Source organism: Eudoraea adriatica DSM 19308, assembly GCF_000382125.1.
Taxonomy (GTDB): Bacteria; Bacteroidota; Bacteroidia; order Flavobacteriales; family Flavobacteriaceae; genus Eudoraea; species Eudoraea adriatica.
On sequence record NZ_KB907547.1, the window covers coordinates 540,917 to 567,101 of the forward strand.

At 38.1% G+C, this 26,185-nt stretch carries 26 protein-coding genes and 1 tRNA gene; 15 read left to right on the plus strand and 12 right to left on the minus strand.

The genetic code is table 11. From position 1 onward, the window contains the following. The first annotated feature begins 31 nt into the window (after positions 1 to 31). Entirely contained in the window at positions 32 to 1,375 is a 1,344-nt protein-coding gene (locus G504_RS0106060) for an OmpA family protein (protein ID WP_019669258.1), read from the plus strand. Positions 1,376 to 1,438: 63 nt separating this feature from the next. Then, positions 1,439 to 4,189: a PD-(D/E)XK nuclease family protein gene (locus tag G504_RS0106065; RefSeq protein WP_019669259.1), complete on the plus strand. Its 2,751-nt coding sequence runs from the start codon at positions 1,439 to 1,441 to the stop codon at positions 4,187 to 4,189. A 3-nt stretch (positions 4,190 to 4,192) separates the two neighbouring features. On the opposite strand, the gene G504_RS0106070 is transcribed toward G504_RS0106065, so the two are convergent. From G504_RS0106070 to G504_RS0106080, 3 genes are all read right to left on the minus strand, one after another. Beyond that, positions 4,193 to 4,906, minus strand: coding sequence for an SDR family oxidoreductase (locus G504_RS0106070; RefSeq protein ID WP_019669260.1), 714 nt, complete (start codon positions 4,904 to 4,906; stop codon positions 4,193 to 4,195). Between the two features lie 103 nt (positions 4,907 to 5,009). Beyond that, positions 5,010 to 5,083, minus strand: a tRNA-Ala gene (locus G504_RS0106075). Between the two features lie 70 nt (positions 5,084 to 5,153). Then, on the minus strand, positions 5,154 to 5,951 hold the full coding sequence (locus G504_RS0106080) for a universal stress protein (protein ID WP_019669261.1): 798 nt from the start codon (positions 5,949 to 5,951) through the stop codon (positions 5,154 to 5,156). A 50-nt stretch (positions 5,952 to 6,001) separates the two neighbouring features. On the opposite strand from G504_RS0106080, the gene G504_RS0106085 reads away from it, so the two are divergent. The 5 genes from G504_RS0106085 to G504_RS0106105 all read left to right on the plus strand — a co-directional run bounded on the left by G504_RS0106085 (position 6,002) and on the right by G504_RS0106105 (position 10,080). Further along, on the plus strand, positions 6,002 to 6,502 hold the full coding sequence (locus tag G504_RS0106085; RefSeq protein WP_019669262.1) for a GNAT family N-acetyltransferase: 501 nt from the start codon (positions 6,002 to 6,004) through the stop codon (positions 6,500 to 6,502). 12 nt (positions 6,503 to 6,514) lie between these two features. After that, complete coding sequence (locus G504_RS0106090) at positions 6,515 to 7,849, plus strand: MATE family efflux transporter (protein ID WP_019669263.1); 1,335 nt, start codon at positions 6,515 to 6,517, stop codon at positions 7,847 to 7,849. Positions 7,850 to 7,869: 20 nt separating this feature from the next. Then, positions 7,870 to 8,637 carry an enoyl-CoA hydratase/isomerase family protein gene (locus G504_RS0106095; protein WP_019669264.1) on the plus strand — a complete coding sequence of 256 codons (768 nt, stop codon included), beginning with the start codon at positions 7,870 to 7,872 and terminating at the stop codon, positions 8,635 to 8,637. 191 nt (positions 8,638 to 8,828) lie between these two features. Further along, positions 8,829 to 9,287: a 6-pyruvoyl trahydropterin synthase family protein gene (locus G504_RS0106100; RefSeq protein WP_019669265.1), complete on the plus strand. Its 459-nt coding sequence runs from the start codon at positions 8,829 to 8,831 to the stop codon at positions 9,285 to 9,287. Between the two features lie 25 nt (positions 9,288 to 9,312). Beyond that, positions 9,313 to 10,080: a UDP-2,3-diacylglucosamine diphosphatase gene (locus tag G504_RS0106105; protein WP_019669266.1), complete on the plus strand. Its 768-nt coding sequence runs from the start codon at positions 9,313 to 9,315 to the stop codon at positions 10,078 to 10,080. Between the two features lie 6 nt (positions 10,081 to 10,086). Here G504_RS0106105 and recJ read toward each other — a convergent pair whose 3' ends face one another. Together recJ and G504_RS0106115 are read right to left on the minus strand one after the other, a co-directional pair. Continuing rightward, entirely contained in the window at positions 10,087 to 11,775 is a 1,689-nt protein-coding gene (gene recJ, locus G504_RS0106110) for a single-stranded-DNA-specific exonuclease RecJ (RefSeq protein WP_019669267.1), read from the minus strand. A 111-nt stretch (positions 11,776 to 11,886) separates the two neighbouring features. Further along, positions 11,887 to 12,315: an OsmC family protein gene (locus G504_RS0106115; protein ID WP_019669268.1), complete on the minus strand. Its 429-nt coding sequence runs from the start codon at positions 12,313 to 12,315 to the stop codon at positions 11,887 to 11,889. Positions 12,316 to 12,354: 39 nt separating this feature from the next. On the opposite strand from G504_RS0106115, the gene G504_RS0106120 reads away from it, so the two are divergent. After that, complete coding sequence (locus G504_RS0106120) at positions 12,355 to 12,945, plus strand: carboxymuconolactone decarboxylase family protein (protein WP_019669269.1); 591 nt, start codon at positions 12,355 to 12,357, stop codon at positions 12,943 to 12,945. A 28-nt stretch (positions 12,946 to 12,973) separates the two neighbouring features. Here G504_RS0106120 and rsmI read toward each other — a convergent pair whose 3' ends face one another. Together rsmI and G504_RS0106130 are read right to left on the minus strand one after the other, a co-directional pair. Further along, positions 12,974 to 13,651 (minus strand): 16S rRNA (cytidine(1402)-2'-O)-methyltransferase, encoded by a 678-nt coding sequence (gene rsmI, locus G504_RS0106125; RefSeq protein ID WP_083930699.1) that lies wholly within the window; start codon positions 13,649 to 13,651, stop codon positions 12,974 to 12,976. 80 nt (positions 13,652 to 13,731) lie between these two features. Further along, on the minus strand, positions 13,732 to 14,427 hold the full coding sequence (locus G504_RS0106130; RefSeq protein ID WP_019669271.1) for a hypothetical protein: 696 nt from the start codon (positions 14,425 to 14,427) through the stop codon (positions 13,732 to 13,734). 107 nt (positions 14,428 to 14,534) lie between these two features. On the opposite strand from G504_RS0106130, the gene G504_RS0106135 reads away from it, so the two are divergent. The 7 genes from G504_RS0106135 to arfB all read left to right on the plus strand — a co-directional run bounded on the left by G504_RS0106135 (position 14,535) and on the right by arfB (position 21,681). After that, entirely contained in the window at positions 14,535 to 15,185 is a 651-nt protein-coding gene (locus tag G504_RS0106135; protein ID WP_019669272.1) for a thymidine kinase, read from the plus strand. Continuing rightward, positions 15,172 to 16,281 carry an alanine racemase gene (alr, locus tag G504_RS0106140; protein WP_019669273.1) on the plus strand — a complete coding sequence of 370 codons (1,110 nt, stop codon included), beginning with the start codon at positions 15,172 to 15,174 and terminating at the stop codon, positions 16,279 to 16,281. The genes G504_RS0106135 and alr overlap by 14 nt, the downstream gene beginning before the upstream one ends. Before the next feature lie 86 nt (positions 16,282 to 16,367). After that, positions 16,368 to 16,769 (plus strand): large conductance mechanosensitive channel protein MscL, encoded by a 402-nt coding sequence (mscL, locus tag G504_RS0106145; protein ID WP_019669274.1) that lies wholly within the window; start codon positions 16,368 to 16,370, stop codon positions 16,767 to 16,769. 205 nt (positions 16,770 to 16,974) lie between these two features. Next, positions 16,975 to 17,964 (plus strand): aspartate-semialdehyde dehydrogenase, encoded by a 990-nt coding sequence (locus G504_RS0106150; RefSeq protein ID WP_019669275.1) that lies wholly within the window; start codon positions 16,975 to 16,977, stop codon positions 17,962 to 17,964. A 92-nt stretch (positions 17,965 to 18,056) separates the two neighbouring features. After that, the gene (locus G504_RS0106155) at positions 18,057 to 20,213 is read left to right on the plus strand and encodes a prolyl oligopeptidase family serine peptidase (protein WP_019669276.1); all 2,157 of its coding nucleotides are present in this window, start codon (positions 18,057 to 18,059) and stop codon (positions 20,211 to 20,213) included. Between the two features lie 74 nt (positions 20,214 to 20,287). Continuing rightward, positions 20,288 to 21,262, plus strand: a complete 975-nt coding sequence (locus G504_RS0106160; protein ID WP_019669277.1) for an ABC transporter ATP-binding protein — start codon at positions 20,288 to 20,290, stop codon at positions 21,260 to 21,262. A 14-nt stretch (positions 21,263 to 21,276) separates the two neighbouring features. Further along, positions 21,277 to 21,681, plus strand: coding sequence for an alternative ribosome rescue aminoacyl-tRNA hydrolase ArfB (gene arfB / locus G504_RS0106165; RefSeq protein ID WP_019669278.1), 405 nt, complete (start codon positions 21,277 to 21,279; stop codon positions 21,679 to 21,681). 5 nt (positions 21,682 to 21,686) lie between these two features. Here arfB and G504_RS0106170 read toward each other — a convergent pair whose 3' ends face one another. The 5 genes from G504_RS0106170 to accB form a co-directional block, all read right to left on the minus strand. Next, on the minus strand, positions 21,687 to 22,526 hold the full coding sequence (locus G504_RS0106170; RefSeq protein ID WP_019669279.1) for a fumarylacetoacetate hydrolase family protein: 840 nt from the start codon (positions 22,524 to 22,526) through the stop codon (positions 21,687 to 21,689). A 108-nt stretch (positions 22,527 to 22,634) separates the two neighbouring features. Further along, a complete protein-coding gene (locus tag G504_RS0106175) occupies positions 22,635 to 23,096 on the minus strand; it encodes a hypothetical protein (RefSeq protein ID WP_019669280.1) in 462 nt (153 codons plus the stop codon). A 1-nt stretch (position 23,097) separates the two neighbouring features. After that, the gene (locus G504_RS0106180; RefSeq protein ID WP_019669281.1) at positions 23,098 to 24,210 is read right to left on the minus strand and encodes an NAD(P)/FAD-dependent oxidoreductase; all 1,113 of its coding nucleotides are present in this window, start codon (positions 24,208 to 24,210) and stop codon (positions 23,098 to 23,100) included. A gap of 39 nt (positions 24,211 to 24,249) precedes the next feature. Further along, a complete protein-coding gene (gene accC / locus G504_RS0106185; protein ID WP_019669282.1) occupies positions 24,250 to 25,602 on the minus strand; it encodes an acetyl-CoA carboxylase biotin carboxylase subunit in 1,353 nt (450 codons plus the stop codon). A gap of 79 nt (positions 25,603 to 25,681) precedes the next feature. After that, complete coding sequence (accB, locus tag G504_RS0106190) at positions 25,682 to 26,182, minus strand: acetyl-CoA carboxylase biotin carboxyl carrier protein (protein WP_019669283.1); 501 nt, start codon at positions 26,180 to 26,182, stop codon at positions 25,682 to 25,684. Between the last annotated feature and the right edge of the window lie 3 nt (positions 26,183 to 26,185).

Here is a 26,185-nt window from a genome sequence, read left to right on the forward strand (position 1 = left end):
TAAATAAACACTTAAACTTAAAATTTTGAACATGAAACAGCTTAGCAGATTATTAGTTGTTAGCCTATTAGTACTGGCGTCTAACAACATACAAGCGCAAGATGAAGATAATCCTTGGCAAATTGGTTTTGGGGTTAACGCAGTTGACTTCTTTCCTACGGGTGATGTAAGTTCCTTCGGAAATCAATTTTTCAATGCCAATGATCATTGGAATATCCTGCCTTCGGTATCTTATGTTGGGATTAGCCGATTTATTGGGGATGGTATCTCAGTTGGCGTTAGAGGTTCTTTAAACCGCATCGAAAAAGTTGGAGACCTGGAAGTTGATGACTGGTCGTACTACGGACTTGATGGAACCATTAAATACAATTTCTTAAAGAACACAACTATTGATCCATTCGCTGAAATTGGTGGTGGTTATACTTGGGTTAGAGATATTGGAGCAGGAACTATTAATGGTGGTATTGGTGCTAATGTTTGGTTCAATGATAATATTGGTTTGACTCTTCAAACACAATACAAGCATGCATTTGAGGATTATTTAACATCTCACTTCCAGCATATGTTGGGTCTTTCCATAAAATTCGGTGGATCTGATACAGATGGCGATGGTATTTATGACAAAGATGACGCTTGCCCGGAAGTACCTGGTTTAGAAGCATTCAATGGTTGTCCTGATTCTGATGGTGATGGTATTGAAGACAGCAAAGATGCTTGTCCGAATGAAGCTGGTCCTAAAGAATTGAATGGTTGCCCAGATTCTGATGGTGATGGAATTGCCGATAAAGATGATGCATGTCCAAACGAAGCCGGATTAGCTGCCTTAGCTGGTTGTCCAGATGCAGACGGTGATGGAATTGCTGACAAAGATGATCAGTGTCCAAACGAAGCAGGTCCTGCTGAGAATAATGGATGCCCATGGCCAGATAGAGATGGAGATGGTGTATTAGACAAAGATGATTTATGTCCTGACTTACCAGGTGTAGTAGCAAATAAAGGTTGTCCAGAACTTACTGAAGCAGTTCGTAAGTCATTAAACGACTACGCTAAAACTATCTTATTTGATACGGGTAAAGCAACTATCAAAGAACGTTCAGAAGAAGTATTGAAAAATATAGTAGCGATTCTTGAGGAGTACTCTTATGCAAGATTTAGCATAGATGGTCATACGGATAGTACTGGTAGTGCTTCTTTAAACCAAAAGCTTTCTGAAGAAAGAGCTTATTCCGTAATGAATTACTTAATTGAGAACGGTATTGCCTCTAACAGATTGGAAGCTACAGGTTATGGTGAAGACAGACCATTGGCAGACAACGGTACCGCTTCCGGAAGGAAAACGAATCGTAGAGTTGAAATTAACTTGATAAGAGAATAAGGTTTTAAACTTAATATAATAGAAAAAGGCTCCGCAAATGCGGGGCTTTTTTTATTTTTAGATATGCAGAGTTTTTTAAATCGGGTTATTGAAGAATTATGGGAAAAGAATGCATCATTTGATAATCTTGTTTTTGTACTCCCCGGTAAACGCGCTGGAACTTTTCTTAAAAATGGCATATCCAATATAGTCAGTAAAACAATTTTTGCTCCGGAAATCTATAGTGTTGAATCATTTGTTGAGATGATTTCCGGTCTTTCTTATGCATCCAGTACCCAGCAATTATTTGAACTGTATAGTTCCTATTTACAAACGGGCACAGATGAAAAGGAATCCTTTTATTCCTTTTCCAAATGGGGACAGATCCTGTTGCAGGATTTCAACGAAATTGACCGGTATTTGGTACCTGCTGATAAACTTTTTTCATACCTGTCGGTTATACAGGAAATGAACCAATGGCACCTGAAACCAGGTAAGACCAAATTAATTGAAGATTACCTCAGTTTTTGGAATAATCTGGAAGAATTGCATACCATCTTTAATTCTAAACTTTTAGAAAATAGCCTGGGTCATCAGGGTTTGGTTTACAGGGAAGCATGTAACAATTTATCCAATTACATTAATAGAACTAAAAGTAAAAAGCACATTTTTATTGGTTTTAATGCTTTAAACAAAGCAGAAGTTTTCATAATTACGGAATTCTTAAATAAAGGAAATGCCGATATCTATTGGGATATAGATTCTGATTTTCTTGAAGATAAAATCCATGATGCGGGATTTTTTATTAGGCAGTACCTAAAGGAGTGGAACTACTTCAGAACCCATCCAATAAAAGGTCTTAGTGCATATTATGGCAAACCCAAAAATATCCAAATTACCGGAGTGCCTAAAAAAATCTCCCAGGCAAAATATGTAGGGGATTTAATTTCGAAAATAAATAAGGAGGAGCCGAATCAAATTAAGAATACGGCAGTTGTGCTGGGAGATGAAACATTATTAAACCCCATATTAAACTCACTACCCGTTGAAATAAATAAGGTAAATATTACAATGGGATATCCTTTGGGCAAAACCCCTCTTGCCGGAATGTTTAACCAGCTTTTCAATCTTTATATTCAAAAAGATTCACGTGGATGGTTTTATAGGGCCTTGGTATCATTCCTGGCACATCCTTATGTTCAGAAAATACTTTCCACCGATGAGCTGGATGTAGTTGCCGGACTAAAAGCAGAAATAAATAAGGGTAACTGGATTTATATAACTCCTACTAAATTAAAATCAATCTTACCTGAAAATTCTGAAGGATTAGTTCTGCTTTTTTCAGATGAAGATTATGCCCCTTCACGATTTATTGACAAGGCAATTGCAATTGTTGAATTGTTAAAAGTAAAATTTCAATCAGATGAAAACAATTTAGAATTGGAGTATCTATATAACTTTTATACCATATTTAATGAGTTAAAATTACTTTCCGTAAAATATTCCTTTTTAAAGAATTTAAAGGATTTGCAAAGTATCTATAAGGATCTAATAGCAACTGAAAAAGTGAACTTCAGAGGAGAACCTCTTGAAGGCCTTCAGATTATGGGGATGTTAGAAAGCAGAAACCTGGATTTTGAAACTGTAATAATAACATCTGTAAATGAAGGTATCCTGCCTGCCGGCAAGACCAATAATTCATTTATACCCTTCGATGTAAAAAGAGAATTTAGTTTGCCAGCCTTTAAAGAAAAAGATGCGGTCTATACCTACCATTTTTACAGACTGTTGCAACGCGCTAAAAACATCTATCTAATCTATAATACGGAACCTGATGTTATAGAGGGGGGCGAGAAAAGCAGGTTTATTTCACAACTACTTACAGATGAAAATCATCGGGAGAATATACACACAAAAATTGCAGTTCCTCAAATTAACGCTGTGCCCAATACCCCGGTTATTATTGAAAAGGATAATGATATAATAAACAAAATAAGTGACGTGTTAACAAAAGGCCTTTCCCCCTCTTCATTAACCAACTATATTAAAAACCCAATTAATTTCTACAAGCAAAAGATTTTAAAATTAGAAGAAGTTTTAGAAGTGGAAGAGACCATTGCTTCCAATACCTTTGGGACGGTTTTACATAAGGCAATGGAAACTCTGTACAAGCCATTCCTGGGTTCTTTCCTGTCAGGAGATAAATTAAAGGATCAATTGCATAAAATAAGAGCAGTTGTTAAAAATGAACTACTAAAAATTTATGCGGAAGAAGATATAATGAGGGGCAAAAATCTCATCGCCTTCAACGTTATCGTGGCTTATATTAATAACTTCATTGTAAAGGAAATTCAGGATATTAAACATCATAGGATCAAAATAATAGCCCTGGAAAATGAACTTTCTATTAAGTTTGATGTCCCCGGCATAGAGATCCCTGTTAATTTAAAGGGAACATTAGACAGGATTGATGAAAAAGATGGCATACTTAGAATACTTGATTATAAGACTGGTAATGTTATAAATTCGAATGTAGAAATAGTTCTATGGGATGAAATCATTGAAAATTATGACAATAGTAAAGCATTTCAGCTTCTGTGTTATTCTTTTATTTATCAAATTATGAATCCCATTGAGAAAATGCACGCTGGAATTATTTCCTTTAAGAATTTGAGTTCCGGACCGTTTTATTTTTCGACCAAAAACAGCAGAACCAGCAGAAATAAGGATCTCGACATTACGAAAGAAACCCTTGATCTTTTTCAGGAACAGCTAATAAAACTTATTCAGGAAATTGCAAACCCTGCGATTCCATTTATTGCTAAAGAAGATTAATTCCTATTTTTTATCTGGTCTGCTTGGTCTTACCTCTATTTTACTTGGCAACGTCCTTGGATGCATATTGAGCAGATCATTTACCAGCTGACCTATATCCTCAGGTTGTATTTTCCAGGCATCCTTTGGAGAAGGTTCGTTATTATTAAAATGAGTAGCTACTGAACCGGGCATAATGGTAGACACCTTAATATCATATTTACGCAGGTCTAACATCGCCGCCTGGGTAAATCCAACAACGCCAAACTTTGTAGCATTGTAACCGGCTCCCATGGGGAAAAAATTAGTGCCGGCCAAACTTGCAATAGTTATAAAGTACCCTTTTGATATTTTTAGTGCCTCAACGGACGCCTTCAAAGTATGAAAAGCCCCGGTAAGATTTGTATCAATCATTTGATGCCAGTTGGTTTCAGATAATTCATCAATTGGCGCAAAATGTCCAACGCCGGCATTTGCCACAACAACATCAAGCTTTCCCCATTTTTCCAAAATTTGTGCAATAGCGTTCTGTTCATTTTCAAGATTTGTGACATCACTCAAAAGGGCCAGAATGTTTGGTCCGGCACCTAATTGCTTTGTAGCTGCCTCCAAACTTGTTTTATTTCTGCCGCTTATGGCAACTTTCATACCCGAGTCCAGTAATTTCTTTGCCACACCAAACCCTATCCCTTTGGAGCCGCCAGTAATATAGGCAACCACGCCTGTTAAATCTCTCATATCAATTGAAGTTTCTATAATTTACTACACAAATACTTAAATATTAGAAAGTGCCATAAATTAAAACAAAAACCCTCGAACATAAAGCTGAAGGAGGGTTTTGTGGAGAATACCGGAGTCGAACCGGTGACCTCTTGCATGCCATGCAAGCGCTCTAGCCAGCTGAGCTAATCCCCCGACTTTTAAGGAAGGTCAAAGGAACTACTTTTTGAATAAGTTTCAAAATTCCTCCGTATAAATTTATCCCCTAATCCTTCTTGACACTTAAAACCAGGACAGGTATACGTACAGAGAATTCAGACTTGGGAATGGCATTTTTCTCCCATAAATTTTTAAAAAATCCCCGTTTCCTTCTAAATACACAAAGTAAATCCGGATTTGTGGATTGAAAATGCTCCAAAACCCCTAAATAGGTTGTAGCATTCTCCGTAATTGTTAAATGTGAACACAAATCCATTAAAGAAGTATTTATTTTGAGATCTTCATCTGAATAACCCGGAGTCTTCACCAGAAGTAAATTTACCTTTGATTTAAATTTTTTCTTTATGACTTTTAATGGCTCAAGAATCCTCCTTTGACTTAAAATTCCGGATTTAAATGCTGTTAGAATATTTTTAATTGGTTTAAAAACAGTGCCTCTGGGCACAATTAAAGTGGGAATGTCGGTTCTTTTAACTATTCTCCCGGTTGTATGCCCCAAATATAATTCTTCTTTAATATCATTGCACCTTGGGGCAATAATAATAAGATCTATACCAAGTTCTTGGTCTATTTCCTTTAGTCCGTCTATTAGATCACCATTATAAGTGACTATCTTCAAATCTATGTTCCTGGAATCAACTTTTTCAATAACTTCCTTAACATGATTCTTAATGCTTTCCGCTACTTTCTCTGATATATTTTTCAAATCCCCTGCACCTGCCTTAGCTGAAAATACACCCATGACATATACCCTGGATGAAAATTCCGATGCGAAGTCAATAGCATATTGTAAAGTCTCATGGGCATTAGGAGAAGTTCCTATGGGCACCAATATGTTATTCATAAGGTTTGGTATTATTAAATTAAATTTACAACTTATTCAATAAATAATATATGATTAGCTGTGCAAAGATACTCGAAATCCCTGACATTCTTGAACTTACCAAAGCCTGCGCTAAACAAATGGAAAAAACAGGGATATTTCAATGGAATGAGGCGTACCCATCAAGGGCGGCTTTTGAAAAAGATATTTCCAGAAAAGAGTTATTTGTTCTAAAATCAGAGAATAGTATTATAGGCTGCATAACCATTACGTCCTTTATGGATGACGAATATTTACCTGTAAAATGGCTGACACCAAATGAAAATAATATCTATATTCACAGACTTGCAATACAACCCGAATACCAGGGTAAAGGCCATGCGCAACAGTTAATGCATTTTGCTGAAAATTTTGCGCGCGAGAACAGGTATATCTCTATACGTTTGGATACATTTAGTCAAAATAAAAGGAATCAAAAATTTTATGAACAACGAGGGTATCAAAAACTTGAAAATATCTATTTCCCCAAACAAAGTGATTATCCTTTCTACTGTTATGAACTTGTATTGTAATCCGTTTAATATTTGAAAACTGTTGTTAGCCTCAAAACAATTAATAGCCTGGCTATTCCTGCAACCATAGCTGGGATAGCAGAACCTGTATTGTCTATTACGGATACTGCAATTGTTGGCAACATTGAAACATTCGGTTTGGAATCACTTGCGGCTGTTGGGATTGTTGGTTCCTTTTTATCAATGCTGATATGGATACTAGGCCAAACCAGAAGTGCCATATCAGCAATAATCTCTCAATATTTAGGAGCGGGAAAGCTAGATGAGGTAAAGAATTTGCCTGCCCAGGCAATATTCTTTAATATAACACTGAGCGTTTTAGTTCTGCTTTCTACAATATTCATTGTAGAGGAGATTTTTGAATTATTAAATGCCTCCGGGAAAATATTAGAATTCTGTGTGATGTATTACTCCATTCGTGTTTGGGGATTTCCTTTAACTCTTTTCGTTTTTGCTGTTATGGGAATTTTCAGAGGATTACAAAACACATTTTGGCCCATGCTAATAGCAATTACGGGCGCATTGTTAAACATTGTACTAGACTTTATACTGGTTTACGGTATATCTGATTTAATTCCCGCCTTAAACCTGGAGGGCGCTGCCTGGGCAAGCTTAATTTCACAAGGGGTTATGGCCATAATGGCCTTTATTCTCTTACAACTTAAAACCAATATCAGTTTAATTCCCAGATTTCCAATACACAGGGAGCTGGGGCGCCTGGCTATAATGAGTTTTAATCTTTTTATACGTGCAATAGCACTTAATATTGCACTTATTCTTGCAGTTCGAGAAGCAGCTGCGCTGGGCGATAGATATATCGGTGCACATACCATAGCTATAAATCTTTGGCTATTTGCTGCTTTTTTTATTGACGGATATGGCGCTGCAGGTAATATAATGGGGGGTAGGTTACTTGGAGCTAAAGATTACAATACCCTATGGAGGTTGGCAAAAAAAATTGCTTTGTATGGGGGAATGGTGAGTTTGTTTTTAATGGTTAGTGGTTTTTTATTCTACAGACCTTTAGGGCGTCTTTTTTCAAATGATGCCATGGTTTTGGAATCTTTCTATTCAATTTTCTTTATTCTTATCCTGGGATTCCCCATGAATTCTATTGCTTTTGTTTTTGATGGTTTGTTTAAGGGTTTGGGTGAAATGAAATTTCTCAGAAACGTCTTGTTGATAGCTACTTTTTTGGGTTTTGCCCCTTTGCTATACATAGGCAAAGCCTTTGATTTTGGTCTGCAGGGAATTTGGATTGCACTAACCTTGTGGATGATAATCAGAGGTGGTGCCCTAATCTGGAAGTTCCGCAGAAAATTTCGCCCACTATTACAAAAGGTTTAATTTTACAGAAAATAATCCAAATGGGCACGAACAGACCCTCAGGGAGTCTTTATACCAAAATTGAAAACAGAACGGCCATTATAGAATTTGGCCATCCTGCCAGTAATTCATTTGTAACTGAACTTTTAGACAGATTAACTGATGAACTTAGAAAAGTTTCCTCCAATAAAGATGTTTCACTAATAGTATTAAAATCTGAAGGAGAAAAGGCTTTTTGTGCAGGCGCTTCTTATGATGAATTGCTGGCTATATCCAGCCCTGATGAAGGAACATCCTTTTTTAGTGGTTTTGCCAATGTCATCAATGCTATGCGAGAATGTACACAACCAATTATTGGCAGAATACAGGGGAAAGCAGTCGGTGGTGGTGTTGGACTTATCGCGGCGTGCGATTATGTCTTCGCTTGCGAAGCTGCCGCAGTCAGGCTTTCTGAACTTTCCATAGGGATAGCTCCTCTGGTCATTGCACCTGCAGTTCAACGTAAAATTGGAATAGCCGGTTTTTCAGAATTAGCAATGTCTCCTAAGGAATGGAAAAATGCTTATTGGGCACTGGAAAAAGGACTATATTCTAAAGTTTATAATTCCATAAAAGAAATGGATAAAGAGTTAGACTTTTTTAATTCGGCTATGGCATCTTATAATCCGGAAGCCTTAAGAGCAATTAAAAAGATCCTTTGGGAAGGCACAACATCCTGGAACCAATTATTGGCGAATAGAGCTGAGATTTCAGGCAAATTAGCACTTATGCCGGCCAGTAAGGCAATATTAACGAGCTTCAAAAAGTAATACTATGAAAATTCTGGAGTTACTCAATGGTGATCTTCTTTTTCCAATGCTCGCTCTTTTGGTAGTAGTCATATATCTTTATAATAGAATCCGAAACAAGAGAAAATTTAAAAAATAGTGTACAGGGCGTACAATTATTTATTAAATACTCAATACTCCTTGGTAAAGATTAAATACGAAATAAGCAGATAATGAAAGGCAAACACAGAATAAGAATTACCAAACAGTTCACTTTTGAAACCGGACATGCACTTTATGGCTACGATGGCAAATGCAGAAATGTTCATGGCCATAGTTACAAACTTTCGGTTACCGTAATTGGTGTGCCTATTGTTGATACCTCCAATGTGAAACTTGGAATGGTAATAGATTTTGGCGACTTAAAAAAAATAGTCAAAGAAGAAATTGTAGACCCATTTGATCATGCTACCGTGTTTAATAAAAATACGCCTCATATGGAATTGGCAAAAGAGTTAAAAGATCGCGGACACAAAGTAATACTGGCAGATTATCAGCCCACAAGTGAAAACATGGTCATAGATTTCGCAGCTAAAATCAAATCCCGTTTATCAGAAGAAATAAAGTTACATTCAATAAAACTTCGAGAAACAGAAACTGCATACGCCGAATGGCACGCCAGTGATAACTAGGTTGCTTTATGTATCTTTACACCAAATGAAAAGCATCACTGTCCCAATAGGTAAAAAGGTATATTTTGCCAGCGATAACCATTTAGGTGCCCCAACACAGGAATTAAGTCTTCCCAGGGAAAAAAAATTTGTTGCATGGTTGGATAGGGTGAAGGATGATGCTGCGGCAATTTTCCTGCTGGGAGATTTATTTGATTTCTGGTTTGAGTATAAAACCGTTGTACCCAAAGGATTTACCCGAACTTTAGGTAAACTTGCTGAAATTACCGACTCAGGCATTCCTATTTATTACTTTGTTGGCAATCATGATCTATGGATGAATGGGTATTTTGAAAAAGAACTCAATATTCCTGTCTACCATAAACCCGAACAATTCAAAATCAATAATACCACCTTTTTTGTAGGTCACGGAGATGGATTAGGACCCGGTGATAAGGGGTACAAGCGAATGAAAAAACTTTTCACAAACAGGATTGCCCAATGGTGCTTCCGTTGGCTGCATCCTGATTTAGGGGTTAGGCTAGCTCAATATTTCTCTATTAATAACAAATTGATCTCTGGTGAGGAAGACATTCACTTTTTAGGTAACGATAAAGAATGGCTCGTCCAATATTCCAGGAGAAAATTAATAGAAAAACACTCCGATTACTTCATATTCGGCCATAGGCATTTACCTCTTGAAATCTCACTAAGTGAAACTTCTTCCTACATAAATCTCGGCGACTGGATTTCCTATTATACCTATGGCGAATTTGATGGAACCAACTTCTCGCTGGAAACTTTTGGAAAGTAGCTTGCTTTATCTTAAATCCTTCACCTTTAATTGTAAGCTTACCCTGCCATTCCACTGATTTTCGTCCAAAGAGAACACAGCGCTAAATGGTTTTCCATTTTGAACCACTGAAAGCTTATTTCCTAAATTAAATCCAATGGCTCCTACCGGTCCAGTACCATTTTGAGTTACCGATAATTTCAGATGTTTACTGTCTTCTCCAACTCCTTTGGCATATCCGGTATCCCTAAGATTTTCTGTCATGAAAAGGGGTGTCATATTACCCGGACCAAAAGGTGCAAATTGTTTCATTATGCGATAAAGTTTTGGACTTATCTGATCCAAATCGAGTTTCCCATCGATGATGATCTCCGGAGTTAATAGATTTGGATCTATTGTTTCCGCGACTACGCTTTCGAATTGCGACTTAAATATTTCATATTGTTCTTCAACCATGGTCAGGCCTGCCGCATATTTATGCCCCCCAAACTGCTCAATAGAATCAGCACAACGTTCTAAGGCATTGTAAACATCAAAACCTCTTACTGACCTTGCAGATGCCGCAAGTTTATCTCCGCTTTTAGTAAAAACTAAAGTAGGTCTGTAGTAAGTCTCAGTAAGTCTTGAAGCAACTATTCCAATAACCCCTTTGTGCCAGGTGTCCTTATAAACAACAGAAGTATATCTATTTTCCTCCTTATTTTGCAGGATCATTTCAAGGGCCTCATCCGTAATCTCCTTGTCCAATCCCTTTCTGTTAGTATTGAATTCTTCAATTTCCGAAGCATATATAACTGCCTGCTCCATATTGTTCTCTGTCAATAAATTAACTGCATGTTGACCATGTTTCATACGGCCTGCTGCGTTTATTCTTGGGGCAATTATAAAAACGACATCTGTTATGGTAAGTTCCTTCTTTTGAAGGTTATCAATTATTGCTTTAAACCCTATTCTTGGTGCTGAATTAATTACTTCAAGTCCAAAATAGGCCAATACCCTGTTTTCCCCTGTAATTGGAACAATATCTGCCCCTATAGCCGTAGCCACAAGATCCAGGTAAGGAATTAGTTTATCAAAACTATATTCCCTGTTTGAATTTAGGGCCTGGATAAGCTTAAAACCAATACCGCACCCGCATAATTCATCATAAGGGTAATTGCAATCCTCTCTTTTTGGATCAAGGACCGCTATTGCATCCGGTATTTTTTTTCCCGGCCTGTGGTGGTCACAGATAATGAAATCAATTCCTTTTTCGCTGGCATATGTTACTTTTTCTATTGCTTTTATGCCACAATCCAATGCTATAATAAGTGTAAAACCATTGTCGTCCGCAAAGTCAATTCCTGAATATGATATTCCATATCCTTCCTTGTATCTGTCTGGAATATAAGTTGCCACATTAGGGTATAGAGTTAATAAATAAGATGACAGCAAAGCTACCGCAGTGGTTCCATCAACATCATAGTCTCCATAAACAAGAATGTTTTCATTTGCCTGTATGGCATTTTCTATCCGCTTCACAGCTAATTCCATATCCGTCATAAGAAATGGGTCATGCAGGTCGGAAAGTTGTGGCCTAAAGAATTTTTTAGCCTCTTCGTATGAAGTAATCCCGCGCTGCAACAATAATTGTGCAATCATCCGATCTACCTTAAGTATTTCGGCTAAAGCCATTACTTGCTCATCATCATGTGTTGGTTTTAATGTCCAGCGCATTGTACTTCCTTATCAATCTGTTGTAAGATAAAACGAATTCGTGCAACCTGATTGCAGGAACACTTATTTTATTTCTATTATAACGAATATGTTCCCCCTGAAGAAGGGGTATTATCCTTTATGGAAAATTGTTTTAGTATTAATACTGGCAAACTGCCTGAACATTTCCATAACCCCACAATACTTTTCAACCGAAAGATCTATAGCCCGCTGCAACTTTTTCTCGTTGAGGTTATTTCCCCAAAAGTGATACTCAATGGTTACAGCATCGTAATATTTGGGATGTTCGTCTGTTAGGTTGGCAGAAGTTTCTATTGTGAATTCCTCCACATCGAGCTTCATTTTCTTAATGAGCATTGCAATATCAAGACCAGAGCACCCTGCCAAAGCGGATAACATAAGGGCTTTAGGCCTTAATCCTTTGCCTTCCCCCCCTGCATCGGGACCTGCATCTATCGTTAAATTCAATCCGGAAGGATTAGTGCTCTCAAAGGCCATGTTTCCCATCCATTTGGTTGTAATTTGATTTGTCGTGCTCATAATTTTTCGTTTCTTGTAGAGTACAAAAATACGACCACTATGGCACTTGTACAACCACTAGATCCCAATCATGATCCACAAACCAGAGAACTCGCAGAATTTTTCAATGAAACCCTTGGTTTTTGCCCAAATTCTGTTCTCACTATGCAACATAGACCGGCGATATCCAAGGCGTTTATCAACCTAAACAAGGCGGTTATGGCCAATGAGGGAAGGGTAACTTCTGCCCTTAAACGAATGATTGCCTGGGTTAGCAGCAATGCCACGGGTTGTCGCTATTGCCAGGCCCATGCCATACGAGCCGCGGAACGTTACGGTGCAGAACAGGAGCAACTGGATAATATTTGGGAGTACAGAACCCATGCTGCCTTTTCGGAAGCTGAACGTGCTGCACTCGATTTTTCCCTTGCTGCTTCGCAGGTTCCCAATGCTGTTGACGAAAAAATCAAAGGTCAATTGTACAGGCATTGGAATGAGGGCGAAATTGTTGAAATGCTGGGGGTAATTTCTCTTTTTGGGTATCTAAACCGCTGGAATGATTCTATGGGCACCACTATTGAGGATGGCGCTGTAGAAAGTGGCGAGCTCTATTTGGGCAAATATGGATGGGAAAAAGGCAAACATAAGTAAGCTTTCCAGCATGGTAAAGCGGTGTTGATTATTTTTTTCCCGAGACAACAATTACAAACTCTCCTTTAGGAGGTATTCTTTCAAAATGTGACAGGAGTTCCGATGTTGTACCCCTAAGGGTCTCTTCATACATCTTGGTAAGTTCTCTGGATACAGAAATTGGTCTGTCAGGGCCAAAATAAGTTACAAACTGTGTTAAGGTTTTTAGAAGCTTATGCGGCGACTCATAGAATACCATGGTTCGGGGTTCTTTTGCTAAAACTTCCAGCCTGGTTTGCCTGCCTTTTTTTAGTGGCAGAAAGCCTTCAAAGACAAAGCGGTCGTTGGGAAGTCCACTAATAACGAGAGCAGGAACAAAAGCAGTGGCCCCCGGAAGACATTCAATTTCTATTCCATGTTCAATGCTGGCCCGGCATAGCAAAAACCCCGGATCGGAAATAGCCGGAGTACCGGCATCAGAAATAAGTGCAATTTGTTCTCCACTTTTAAGTCTTTGCAAAATACCATCTACCGTTTTATGTTCATTATGCATATGATGGCTTTGCATTGGAGTAATTATATCGTAATGCTGCAAAAGTTTTTTACTTGTGCGGGTATCTTCAGCCAGTATTAAAGTTACTTCCTTTAGAACTTTTATCGCCCTAAAGGTAATATCCTCCAAATTTCCAATAGGTGTTGGAACAATAAATAACTTACCTGTCAGCACTATTTTGTGATGTTACCTTTTTATTTAGGCAGTATGAGCAATTTGCAAATAATTTATCCTGGCAAATCCCACATTAGAATTTATGTGAATCTTCGCTCTATAAGGGCATAAAACCTGGATTCATATTCCTCTTTTCCTGACCACTGATTGTAATCTGGCTTAACCATATTCTCAATAAAGGCTATAGAACGTTCATGAGAATCAATGGTATTAAGCTGGGAAATTACCCTATTGAAATCTTCGGTGCTATCATTGAAAAGGTGTTTAACAAAAGCAAGTCTGTCATTTAAACCTACTGTTATTTCCTTGTTAGAAAGTTTGTCATTCAAGGATTTAGGCGCAGAGGCTCCCTTTATTTCCGGAGACATTTGTCCTGAGGTTTTATTATTATCAGCCTGGTTACCCGGGGGCTTTGCAACAAATTCAACAAATAGTCTGTCATTGTCCTCACTATTTGGCATTTCAGACACCATTCCCTTAATGGTTTCAATTCCCTGGGTAATAATATCTTCTTCGTGCGGATTATTTTCAGGAACCAGTTTATTTTCATTTATTACAGCATTCGCCATTTTTTCAAAACGGGTTGCCAGAACATTTTTTGATACGTCTATTTCAATATCGTTTAGCTTTTCATCTATAAATTTAAGAACAGCCAATTTCTCATACAGACTTCTCGCAGCTTCATATAATTGCGGTATCTCCTTCTCCTCAAGACTCTTTGAGGTTATAATATCTGTAGATATCTTAATTAATTCCTCTTTCAGTTTTCGCTTCATTTCTTTTTATTTAGACTAAACAGTAAAGGTCTATCTTTTTTAATACTTTTATATTTAGTTATCATGGATAAGGTCATTGTAGCCTTATTATGGATTAAAATTACAAAATGTTTCTCGAAAACACTGTTAATCATAAGGAACAATTCGGTTGGATAGAAGTTATCTGTGGCTCAATGTTTTCAGGGAAAACGGAAGAATTAATTCGCAGACTTAAAAGAGCCCAGTTTGCAAAGCAAAAAGTAGAAATATTTAAGCCCATTGTAGACACCAGATATCATGAAGAAAAGGTAATCTCTCATGATGAAAATGAAATTCGTTCCACACCGGTACCAGCGGCGGCGAATATCCGACTTCTTGCAGACGACTGTGATGTAGTTGGGATTGATGAAGCCCAGTTCTTTGATGATGAAATTGTCACAGTTTGCAATGACCTGGCAAATATGGGAATACGAGTTGTCGTTGCAGGACTGGATATGGATTTTAAAGGCAATCCTTTCGGGCCTATGCCTGCTTTAATGGCTACAGCTGAATACGTAACCAAAGTTCATGCCATCTGCACGCGTACAGGCAATCTTGCCAATTATAGTTATAGAAAATCTAACAATGATAAATTGGTCCTGCTGGGCGAAACAGAAGAGTATGAGCCCTTAAGTCGTGCGGCTTTTTACAAGGCTATGCTTAAAGAAAAAATTTATAATATGAAGGTAGAAGCGGTAGAGGTTAAACAAGCTAAAAAGGATACTAATGCCAAGGGCTGAAGAAACTACATTGGAATTGGATCTGGCTGCTTTAGAACATAACTACAATTATATAAAATCTAAACTTCATCCTTCAACAAGGTTATTGGCTGTTGTCAAGGCCTTTGCTTATGGCAGCGATTCGGTAATTATCGCAAAAAAACTGGAGAAAATGGATGTAGATTATTTGGCGGTAGCCTATGCCCGCGAAGGGATGGTTTTAAGGGAGGCCGGGATAAAAACACCAATTCTTGTTTTGCATGCACAGCCCTTGAATTATTCCATGGTTATTAAATATTGCCTGGAACCCAGTCTATATTCCCCAAGGGTGTTCCGCGAATTCCTCAAAGCGGCCAGGGCCGAAAAGCAAAAAGCATATCCTGTGCATTTAAAATTTAATACAGGCCTTAACAGGCTTGGGTTTTCTGAAAATGATATCGACTATATAGCAGATACGATTTTGGACAGGGACGAATTGAAAATAAAATCAATATTTTCTCATTTAGCGGCGTCTGAAGACAAATCTGAGGAAAGCTTTAGTAATGATCAAATAAATTGCTTTATAAAGATTGCCGAGGAATTTACGGCCAAATTAAGAGTTAATCCTTTTATGCATATTTTAAATACCTCCGGGATATTAAATTTTCCTGAAGCGCAATTTCAAATGGTGCGAACTGGAATAGGCCTTTATGGCTACGGAAATGAAGCCAGGTTTGATTCTGAATTACTGCCTGTGGCAACATTAAAAACGACAATCTCACAAATACACTACATAGAACCGAATGAAAGCGTAGGTTACAACCGGGCTTTTAGGTCTGAAGGATACCAAAAAACTGCAACACTGCCGCTTGGACATGCCGATGGAATAGGCAGACAATACGGAAATGGAAAAGGATCTGTTTTAATTAATGGTAAGAAGGCGCCAATTATTGGAAACGTTTGCATGGATATGATCATGATTGATGTGTCAAATATTGAATGTAATGAAGGTGATGAAGTCATACTATTTGGTAAAGGACATTCCGCAGAAACTTTTGCAGCCGGAGCAAATACCATTTCCTATGAAGTTTTAAGTGGCATTTCTCAAAGAGTTAAAAGGGTGATTATAGGAACCTGACGGTATTATTAACATCTTGTTAAGAATACATATTTTTGAGTATCTTGTTCCTGCATTTATTATCTAACCATTTAAAAACGAATGACATGCTAAAAGAATTTAAGAATTTTATTATGACCGGCAATGTAATTGATTTTGCAGTTGCCGTTATTATGGCCGGGGCCATGGGCCTTGTTATTAATGGCTTTGTTGTGGACATTATTATGCCAATAGTAGGGGAATTTGCAGGAGGTGTTGATTTTGCCAATTTGAAATATATCCTCACGGAGGCTTCAGGGACTGAAGGAGAACCGGGCTATGTAGCCGAAAATGCCATTCGATGGGGAGCATGGGTAAACACCATTGTTAATCTCATTATCGTGGGGTTCGTAATGTTTATTATTGTCAAGGCTTATAACAAAACAAAAACACCTCCGCCACCACCGGCACCTTCAGGGCCAAGTCAGGAAGAACTGTTAACCCAAATCAGAGATTTACTGAAAAAATAATTATAAATAAAACTTCCACTACGGGAGTTACCGCTGCATTACTAAACTAACTTAAAGGCCACCATTTAGATTTCGCAAACTGAATAGGTGGCCATTTTTTATATTTGTTGTTATTGTAACAATTTGTTATATTTTTATAATAACAACAAAAAGTCTTGTACTTCAACACTGGTTGCAATACCTTTGAGTACTAAATAATAAAAACATGAAGGTAGCTGTAGTCGGCGCAACCGGAATGGTTGGCGAAGTAATGCTAAAAGTGCTCAAGGAGCGGGATTTTCCAATAACTGAACTATTATTGGTGGCATCCGAGCGATCTGTTGGAAAAAAGATGTCCTATAACGGAAAATTAATTACCGTAATTGGCCTTGAGGATGCTGTAGCAGCGCGTCCGGATCTGGCAATTTTTTCTGCCGGAGGAGATACATCGCTGACATGGGCTCCCAAATTTGCAGCGGTTGGCACAACCGTAGTTGATAATTCTTCTGCCTGGCGCATGGATCCTGAAAAAAAACTGGTGGTTCCGGAAATCAATGCAAATACATTGACGAAAGAGGACAAAATAATTGCCAATCCCAATTGTTCTACAATCCAGTTGGTTATGGTACTTGCGCCCCTGCATGCAAAATATAAAATGAAACGGGTGGTAGTTTCAACATATCAATCTGTTTCAGGGACCGGAGTAAAAGCTGTAAAGCAGTTGGAGAATGAAATGGCCGGAATTCAAGGTGAAATGGCTTATCCTTATCCCATAAACAGGAATGCCTTGCCTCATTGCGACACTTTTATGGAAAATGGGTATACGAAAGAAGAAATGAAATTGGCAAGGGAACCTCAGAAGATACTTAACGACCGTACATTTTCTATCTCGGCAACTGCTGTGCGTATTCCTACTGCAGGCGGACATTCTGAATCGGTTAATGTTGAATTTGAAACTGACTTTGAACTTAATGAGGTAAGACAAATTCTGAATAATACTCCTGGGGTTGTGGTCCAGGATAATCCTGATACAAACACTTACCCAATGCCGGTTTATGCCCATGATAAGGATGATGTTTTTGTGGGTCGGATACGAAGGGATGAAACACAGCGTAACACTTTAAATATGTGGATAGTTGCGGATAATCTGAGAAAAGGTGCGGCCACCAATGCAGTCCAGATAGCCGAATATCTGGTGCACAAAGAACTTATCTGACAGCAGTATCATAAAATCTGTTAAAACCTTCGACTCAATGGGCTCCTAAAGGTTTTTTATGGTAATTTTGATCTTCATAAATTTTTATAGCCATGAAAAATACAGGTATACTATTACTTCTTATTTTAATTAATATTTCTTGCCAGAAATCAGATAAAAAAGATGCCATTGCCGTGAATTATCCAGTGACCAAAAAAGCAGATACCGTTGATGATTATTTTGGAAATACCGTACAGGATCCTTACCGTTGGTTAGAAGACGACCGTAGCGAAGAAACGGAAAAATGGGTAAAAGAAGAAAATGCTGTTACTTTTGGTTATTTAGAAAAAATCCCTTTCAGGAAAGATCTGAAAAACAGATTAGAACAACTTTGGAATTATGAGAAGCTAAGCACGCCTTTCAATGAGGGTGGTTATACCTATTTTTATAAGAACGACGGGCTTCAAAACCAATATGTCCTATACCGTCAGAAAGAGAATCAGGAAGCTGAAGTTTTTCTAGATCCCAATAGTTTTTCTGAAGATGGAACAACCTCGCTTATGGGTCTGAGTTTCACAAAGGATGGTTCTATGGCTGCCTATGCCATTTCCGAGGGTGGAAGTGACTGGAGAAAGGTAATTGTAATGGAGACTGAAAATAAAACCATTGTTGAGGATACCCTAATTGATGTAAAATTTAGTGGTTTATCCTGGTACAAGAATCAAGGTTTATATTATTCCAGTTATGATAAACCTGAAGGAAGTGAACTCTCTGCCAAGACAGACCAGCATAAACTATATTACCATGAGCTGGGTACCCCTCAAAGTTCAGATGAATTAATTTTTGGAGGTGTTCCTGATCAAAAACACAGGTATGTAGGTGCAAGTGTGACAGAGGATAATAAGTACCTTCTTATTTCAGCCGCTAATTCTACTGCAGGTAATCAGCTTTATTTAAAAGATTTAACAAAGCCGGAAAGTAAACTCATAACAATATTAGACCATGAAGATTCAGATACGGACCTCATTGAAAATATGGGCTCAAAACTTTACCTGGTTACCAATTTAGATGCCCCTAATAAGAAGATCATTGCTGTAGATGCTTCAGACCCAAGTCCGGAAAACTGGAAGGATATTATACCAGAAACAGAGCATGTTCTTAGTCCTGATACCGGCGGGGGTTACTTTTTTGCAGAATATCTGGTTGATGCAATCTCCAAAGTTTTTCAATATGATTACAACGGTAAACTAATCCGGGAAATAAAACTACCTGGTCTGGGCAACGCAAATGGATTTGGTGGGAAAAAAGAAGAAAAGGAGTTTTACTTTTCTTTTACCAATTACAATACTCCAGGTTCATCATATAAATTCGACGTGGAAACGGGCGATTATGTTCCTTACTGGACACCACCAATAGATTTTAACCCGGATGATTATGAGTCAAAGCAGGTTTTCTACTCCTCTAAAGATGGAACAAAAATCCCAATGATAATAACACATAAAAAAGGGCTGGAGCTAAATTCCAAAAACCCAACTATCCTCTATGGCTATGGTGGATTTAATATAAGTCTGTCCCCTTCATTCAGTATTGCTAATGCTGTTTGGATGGAGCAGGGCGGAGTTTATGCTGTGCCCAATTTAAGAGGTGGTGGAGAATATGGGAAAAAATGGCATAATGCCGGTATAAAAACAAAAAAACAAAATGTATTTGACGATTTTATAGCTGCTGCGGAGTACCTGATTGAAAATAAATATACCTCATCCGAAAATTTAGCGATAAGAGGTGGTTCCAATGGTGGTCTTTTGGTAGGTGCCACAATGACCCAAAGACCTGAACTCATGAAGGTAGCGCTGCCTGCTGTAGGTGTTTTGGACATGTTGCGATATCATACATTCACTTCGGGAGCAGGTTGGCATTATGATTATGGAACTTCTGAAGATAGCGAAGAAATGTTTGAATACTTAAAAGGCTATTCTCCTTTACATAATATTAAAGAAGGAGTTGAATACCCGGCTACCTTAATTACAACAGGAGATCATGATGATCGTGTGGTGCCTGCCCATAGCTTTAAATTTGCAGCTGAACTTCAGGATAAGCAGTCAGGTCCTAACCCTACACTTATTCGTATTGAAACTAATGCAGGCCACGGAGCAGGAACGCCCGTGAGTAAGACAATTGAACAATATGCCGATATATTTGCATTTACCTTATATAATATGAATTATCGTGAATTGCCAAATAAAGCGGTCCTCAAGGAATTCAAAGAATAACTATCAATAATACAGAACAAAATCCGTTTCTGTAGAAACGGATTTTTTTTTAAAAGCCATTTAAGATTACTATCATGTTAAAAATTACCGGTCTATCTTTTGCCTATGACAAGGATTCGGTATTGGACGGCATTGACTTTGCTGTTGAAAAAGGGGAACATCTTGCCATAATGGGCGAGAGTGGCTGTGGGAAAAGCACCCTTTTAAAACTAATATATGGTTCTCTTCAGCCGTCAACAGGCAAAATATATTGGGGAAAGAAAGAAGTTAAGGGCCCACTCTTTAAGCTTATTCCCGGTGAGTCCTTCATCAAATATATGTCACAGAGTTTCGACCTGATGGGAGTAACGACGGTGGCTGAAAATATTGCTGAATATCTTTCCGTAGTTTATCCAAAAGAACTAAAAGAACGCACTGAAGAATTGCTCGAAGTTATTGAAATGAAGCAATTCGCAAAAACTAAAGTAAAGCATCTGAGCATTGGTCAGCAACAGCGTGTTGCATTAGCCAGGGCTTTAGCTCAAAAACCAGAGTTGTTACTATTGGATGAACCGTTCAGTCATATCGACAATTTTAGAAAAAACAGCCTGAGAAGAAAGTTGTTTAACTATCTGAGGGAAGAGAAGATTACCTGCCTGACTGCTACCCATGACCATAATGATATTTTGCCATTTGCGGACAGGGTACTTGTGCTTAAGGATAAACAAATATTGGCTGATGAACCTGTGCTGGAGTTGTATAAGAAGCCACGAAGCCTTTACGTTGCTTCACTATTTGGTGAAGCCAATTTAGTGCCTATAGATATTATAAAATCATATGCGGACACAAAAAGAAAAATTATTGTTTATGCGCATGAATTTAAAGTATCTCAAAATTCTGGCCTTCCCGTAGAAGTAAAAAAAACATATCCTATGGGTAGTCATTTTCTGATTGAAGGACTTGCCGAGGAACAGAATATTTATTTCCATTCAGAAAGCAATATTGAAACGGGAACAGAAGTTTTTCTTAATATTTCGCTTGAGATAATTAACCAAAGGCTAAAGCTATAACCCACCTCCGGAAGATGAATAGGGATTTGATTTTGCAGGAATTAAAGTTCAGGGCTGTCCGCAGCGGCGGTGCTGGTGGTCAGCATGTTAACAAAGTTTCTACAAAGGTGGAACTGACTTTAGACTTACCCATTTCAAAGGCTTTTAATGATTCTGAAAAAGAACGCATATATAAAAACCTAAAGAAACGGCTTACTTCCGATAACAAACTCCTTGTACAATGTGATGATTCAAGGAGCCAGCATAGGAATAGGGAAATTGCCGAAGATAGATTGTCTAAGCTAATTGAAGAGGCGCTTAAAGTTCCTAAAAAGCGCAAGAAAACCTCTCCCTCAAAGGCTTCAGTAGAAAAAAGATTGAAAACCAAAAAAGTAATAGCAAAAAAGAAAATCAGCCGAAAAAAACCAGAAAATGAATAATTTTATTATTGGTCAACGGTATTCACCAAAGAACCAATCCCATCAATTTCAATTTTAATTTCATCTCCTTTTTGCAAGGTAAAGTCAGAAGATGGGACTATCCCGGTCCCGGTCATTAAAAGACTCCCATTGGGAAAAGTGTTTTCCGCATAGAGGTAATGCACCAAATCTTCCAACTTTCTTTTTATCTGGTCAACCCCTATCTCACCGGAAAATACCTGTTTATTATCCCTGCCTATTTCTAGCCTTATTTTTGTTGTTTTGGGAAGAGGTCCCTCAGCAACCAAAATACAGGGGCCAATAGCCGCCGACCCATCGTAAGTCTTTGCCTGGGGCAAATACAACGGATTTTCTCCTTCAATACTCCTGGAGCTCATATCATTCCCAATTGTATATCCAATAATCTTAGCTGTTGAACTAATTACCAGTGTCAACTCTGGTTCCGGGACATCCCAGTCAGAGTCTTTTCGTATTCTAACTTTTCCCCCGGAACCAATGGCTTTGTGTCCCATGGCTTTAAAGAACAGCTCAGGTCGTTCTGCAACATATACCCTTGCATAAAAATTACTTCCTCCTTTTTCTCTTGATTCTTCTTCACGGCCCAGTTTGCTGTTGAAATAAGTTACGCCACTTGCCCAGATTTCCTGGTTTCCTAACGGCGCAAGGAGTTCTCCTTTTAAATAAACTTCAGCATTTTGAAGAGGCTCAACCGCGGATATCCTTTGCTCAATTTTTGTTAAAAGGTTATTGTCATTAATAAATGAATCCCAATCTTCATGTTCCAATAAATAAAATTTCCCTTTATTCTCTATCAGAATTCCTTTAATCAGCTTATAAATTTTCATTTAAACATGGGTTAAGTAATCCGTTAATAATCGCTTTTGAGCACAGAACAATTTATTGAAAAATAAATGATTCATAGAAGATTTTAAGAAATCATTTTAACAATGATGTCAAAGAATATTTTCGATACAACTATTTTTTTTATTAAAATCAAAGCACTGTCCTTCAGATTTTCCCAATAGTATTTTACCAATTGGACTTGCTGCAGAAACACAATATATTTGAGTGGAGCCTTTTTTAAAAGCTCCGGCCGAAATTGCAATATAATAGGCGCTGTCAGAAGTGATCACAAGACTACCCTGACCAACCTTGGTTGCGTAATCCGGAGTGCAAATGCCGTTCAATACTTGTCTCACCTTTTCGGCTTCATATAGCCGATGGCCGAGTTTCTCCCTTTCAAGTTGAATCATAGCCCTTCCAGTCTCATGCTTATCACCGGCGCTACTTTTGGTCTCCGAATTGAGGGAATCGTTTAAGTCATCAATGGTATTTTTTATACGGCAAATCCTTTCCTCCGCGAATGATTCACAAAATCTTCGTAATTCATGCTTTATCGCTAACGAAATATTCATATCAGCTTAAATCAGCTAAATTTTTTCCAACTAAACTTCCAATAGCTATCCCCATACCTCCGAGCCTTACACCACAAAGTAAATTATCGGAAAGTTGCTTTACAATCGGTTTCTTTTTATTACCTATCCCCATAATACCGCTCCATCTGTGCTCAATCTGAAATTCTGTGTTGGGTAAAATGATTTCATGCAACATGGCTTCCAGTTGATTCTGAATAAGTTCTGTTTGTCCAAATTCTGATGTTTCTTCCGTTTTAAAATCCAGATTTCGCCCCCCTCCCAAAAGTATGCGATTTTCAATATTTCTAAAATAATAAAAACCCTCATCCAAATGAAAAGTCCCTTTAATTTTAAGGTTATTAATGGGTTTTGTTATCAGCACCTGTGCCCTGGCCGGCTTCACTTCCTGATCTAAAAGCTGATTGGCAAATCCATTTGTTGCTATTATAAGTTTTCTTGTCTTAAACTCAAATTGATTTGTGCAAACTTTTACACTACCCTGACCATCCTCGAGGGAAGTAACCTCAACAGAATTTAAAATATTAGCCCCGGAACGACGAACCAATGACAACAAAGAATTCATCATAGTCCCTGTATTAATTTGAGCTTCAAACCTACTGGAGATATAATTTTTATGGATCCTGCCAAAATCAAAATTGTTGGGATGCAAATAATATGCTTCTTCGCTGTAAACTGTTTCCAGCAATTTATTTACGCTTCCCAGTGCTTCACAACACTCATTAAATAGTTCTGTGTCTTTCTCTAAAAAAAGTTCATGCCCTCCATGTTGTTGAAAATCTATTCTGGAGTCACCCAGTGTATTTCGTAATAGCTGAATTCCTTCCCATCTGTTCCTCACCAGATCCACTACTTCCTCTTCAGTATGGCTTTTAAGGTCGCTAACAATTTCTGAGATGCTGCCAAAGCAGGCAAATCCGGCATTTTTAGTACTTGCGCCCTGAGGTAATATACCTTTTTCAAGAATTAGAATTTTCGCTTTTGGATATTTTTTACTTAAATAATATGCGCAATTAAGGCCAACAATCCCGCTTCCGACAATCGTAAAATCAATGTTGGACAACCATGTTTTATATTCCCAATAACTAAGATTCATAGTTTTATAAAAAACTCCGACATTGGCCGGAGTTTTATTCTATTCTTTTGGTTTTGGATCCATCTTAAAATCTTCCATGAATTTAGTAGTATAATTCCCCGCCAGATAATCCGGATGATCCATTAATTGCCTGTGAAAAGGTATCGTAGTTGCTATTCCCTCAATTACAAATTCGTCCAAAGCCCGTTTCATTTTATTAATTGCCTCCTCCCTTGTCTGCGCAGATGTAATTAGTTTGGCAATCATTGAATCATAGTTTGGTGGAATTGTATATCCACTGTAAACATGGGTGTCTAATCGTATGCCGTGACCTCCGGGAGTATGCAATGTAGTTATTTTGCCGGGTGAAGGCCTGAAATCATTATAGGGATCTTCTGCATTAATTCTGCATTCAATTGCGTGAAGTTTGGGGAAATAATTCTTGCCGGAAATTGGCACTCCCCCTGCTACCAGAATCTGTTCCCTTATAAGGTCATAGTCTACCACTTGTTCAGTAATTGGATGTTCTACCTGAATACGTGTATTCATTTCCATAAAATAAAATTCACGATGCTTATCCACAAGGAATTCTACGGTACCTGCACCTTCATATTTAATATACTCGGCCGCTTTAACTGCAGCATTACCCATATTCTCCCTCAGGTTATCTGTCATAAAAGGGGACGGGGTTTCTTCAGTAAGTTTCTGATGCCTTCGCTGGATAGAACAATCCCGTTCTGAAAGGTGACATGCATTCCCATATTGGTCGCCAATAATCTGGATTTCTATATGCCTTGGTTCTTCAATAAGTTTTTCCATATACATCGCGCCATTGCCAAAGGCAGCTGTTGCTTCCTGTACCGCACTTTCAAAAGCCGCTTCAATATTCTCTTCTTTCCATACTGCCCTCATCCCTTTACCACCACCACCGGCGGTTGCCTTTAACATAACAGGGTAACCCATTTTCTTTGCTTCCTTTTTCGCATGGCTAACATCTTTCAGCAAACCTTCTGAACCCGGAATAGTAGGTACTCCTGCCTTTTTCATGGTAGCTTTGGCCGTGGCCTTATCTCCCATTTTATCAATATGTTCCCCGGAAGCGCCAATAAATTTAATTTCATGCTCGGCACAAATTTTAGAAAACTTTGAATTTTCAGATAGAAATCCGTAGCCCGGATGAATTGCATCCGCATTAGTAATTTCTGCCGCTGCAATAATATTGGGTATTTTCAAATAGGATTGGTTACTGGGCGCCGGGCCAATACAAACTGCCTCATCTGCAAATCGCACATGCAAACTCTCCTCATCTGCTTTTGAGTACACGGCCACAGTTTTAATGCCCATCTCCTTGCAGGTCCTTATAATGCGCAAGGCTATCTCGCCCCGGTTTGCAATTAGTATTTTTTTGAACATAGTTTTTACTAAAAGATTCTTATTACGCCTAAATCAAATACTTAAATGTGTGTTGATAACAAGACCTTATAACTAATTTTTATGAGGGATCTACCAGAAATAAAGGTTGGTCAAACTCCACTGGAGAAGAATCCTCAACTAACACTTTTATTATTTTACCTGAAACTTCAGATTCTATATCATTGAATAATTTCATTGCCTCAATTACACACAATACATCGCCCTGTGATATATTAGCCCCAACCTCAACAAATGGAGGTTTGTCTGGAGATGGTTTTCTATAAAAAGTACCAATAATAGGCGATTTAATGGTTATGTATTTGGAGTCTTCTTCTTTGCCAGAAGCATCTGCACTGGCTTCAGCAGAAGCTTCTGCGCCGGATACCGGTGCAGGCGCCAAAGATGGAGCCGCAGGTGCAGCGCTTACAGGTATTTGCTGCACATAGGTAGTAGATTCCGGTTGTGTGTTCAATGCCCCGGTCCTGATGGTTATTTTGATTTCATCGGTTTCAAGTTTCACTTCACTAGCGCCCGATTTGGCTACAAATTTTATTAAACTTTGAATTTCTTTTATATCCATGGA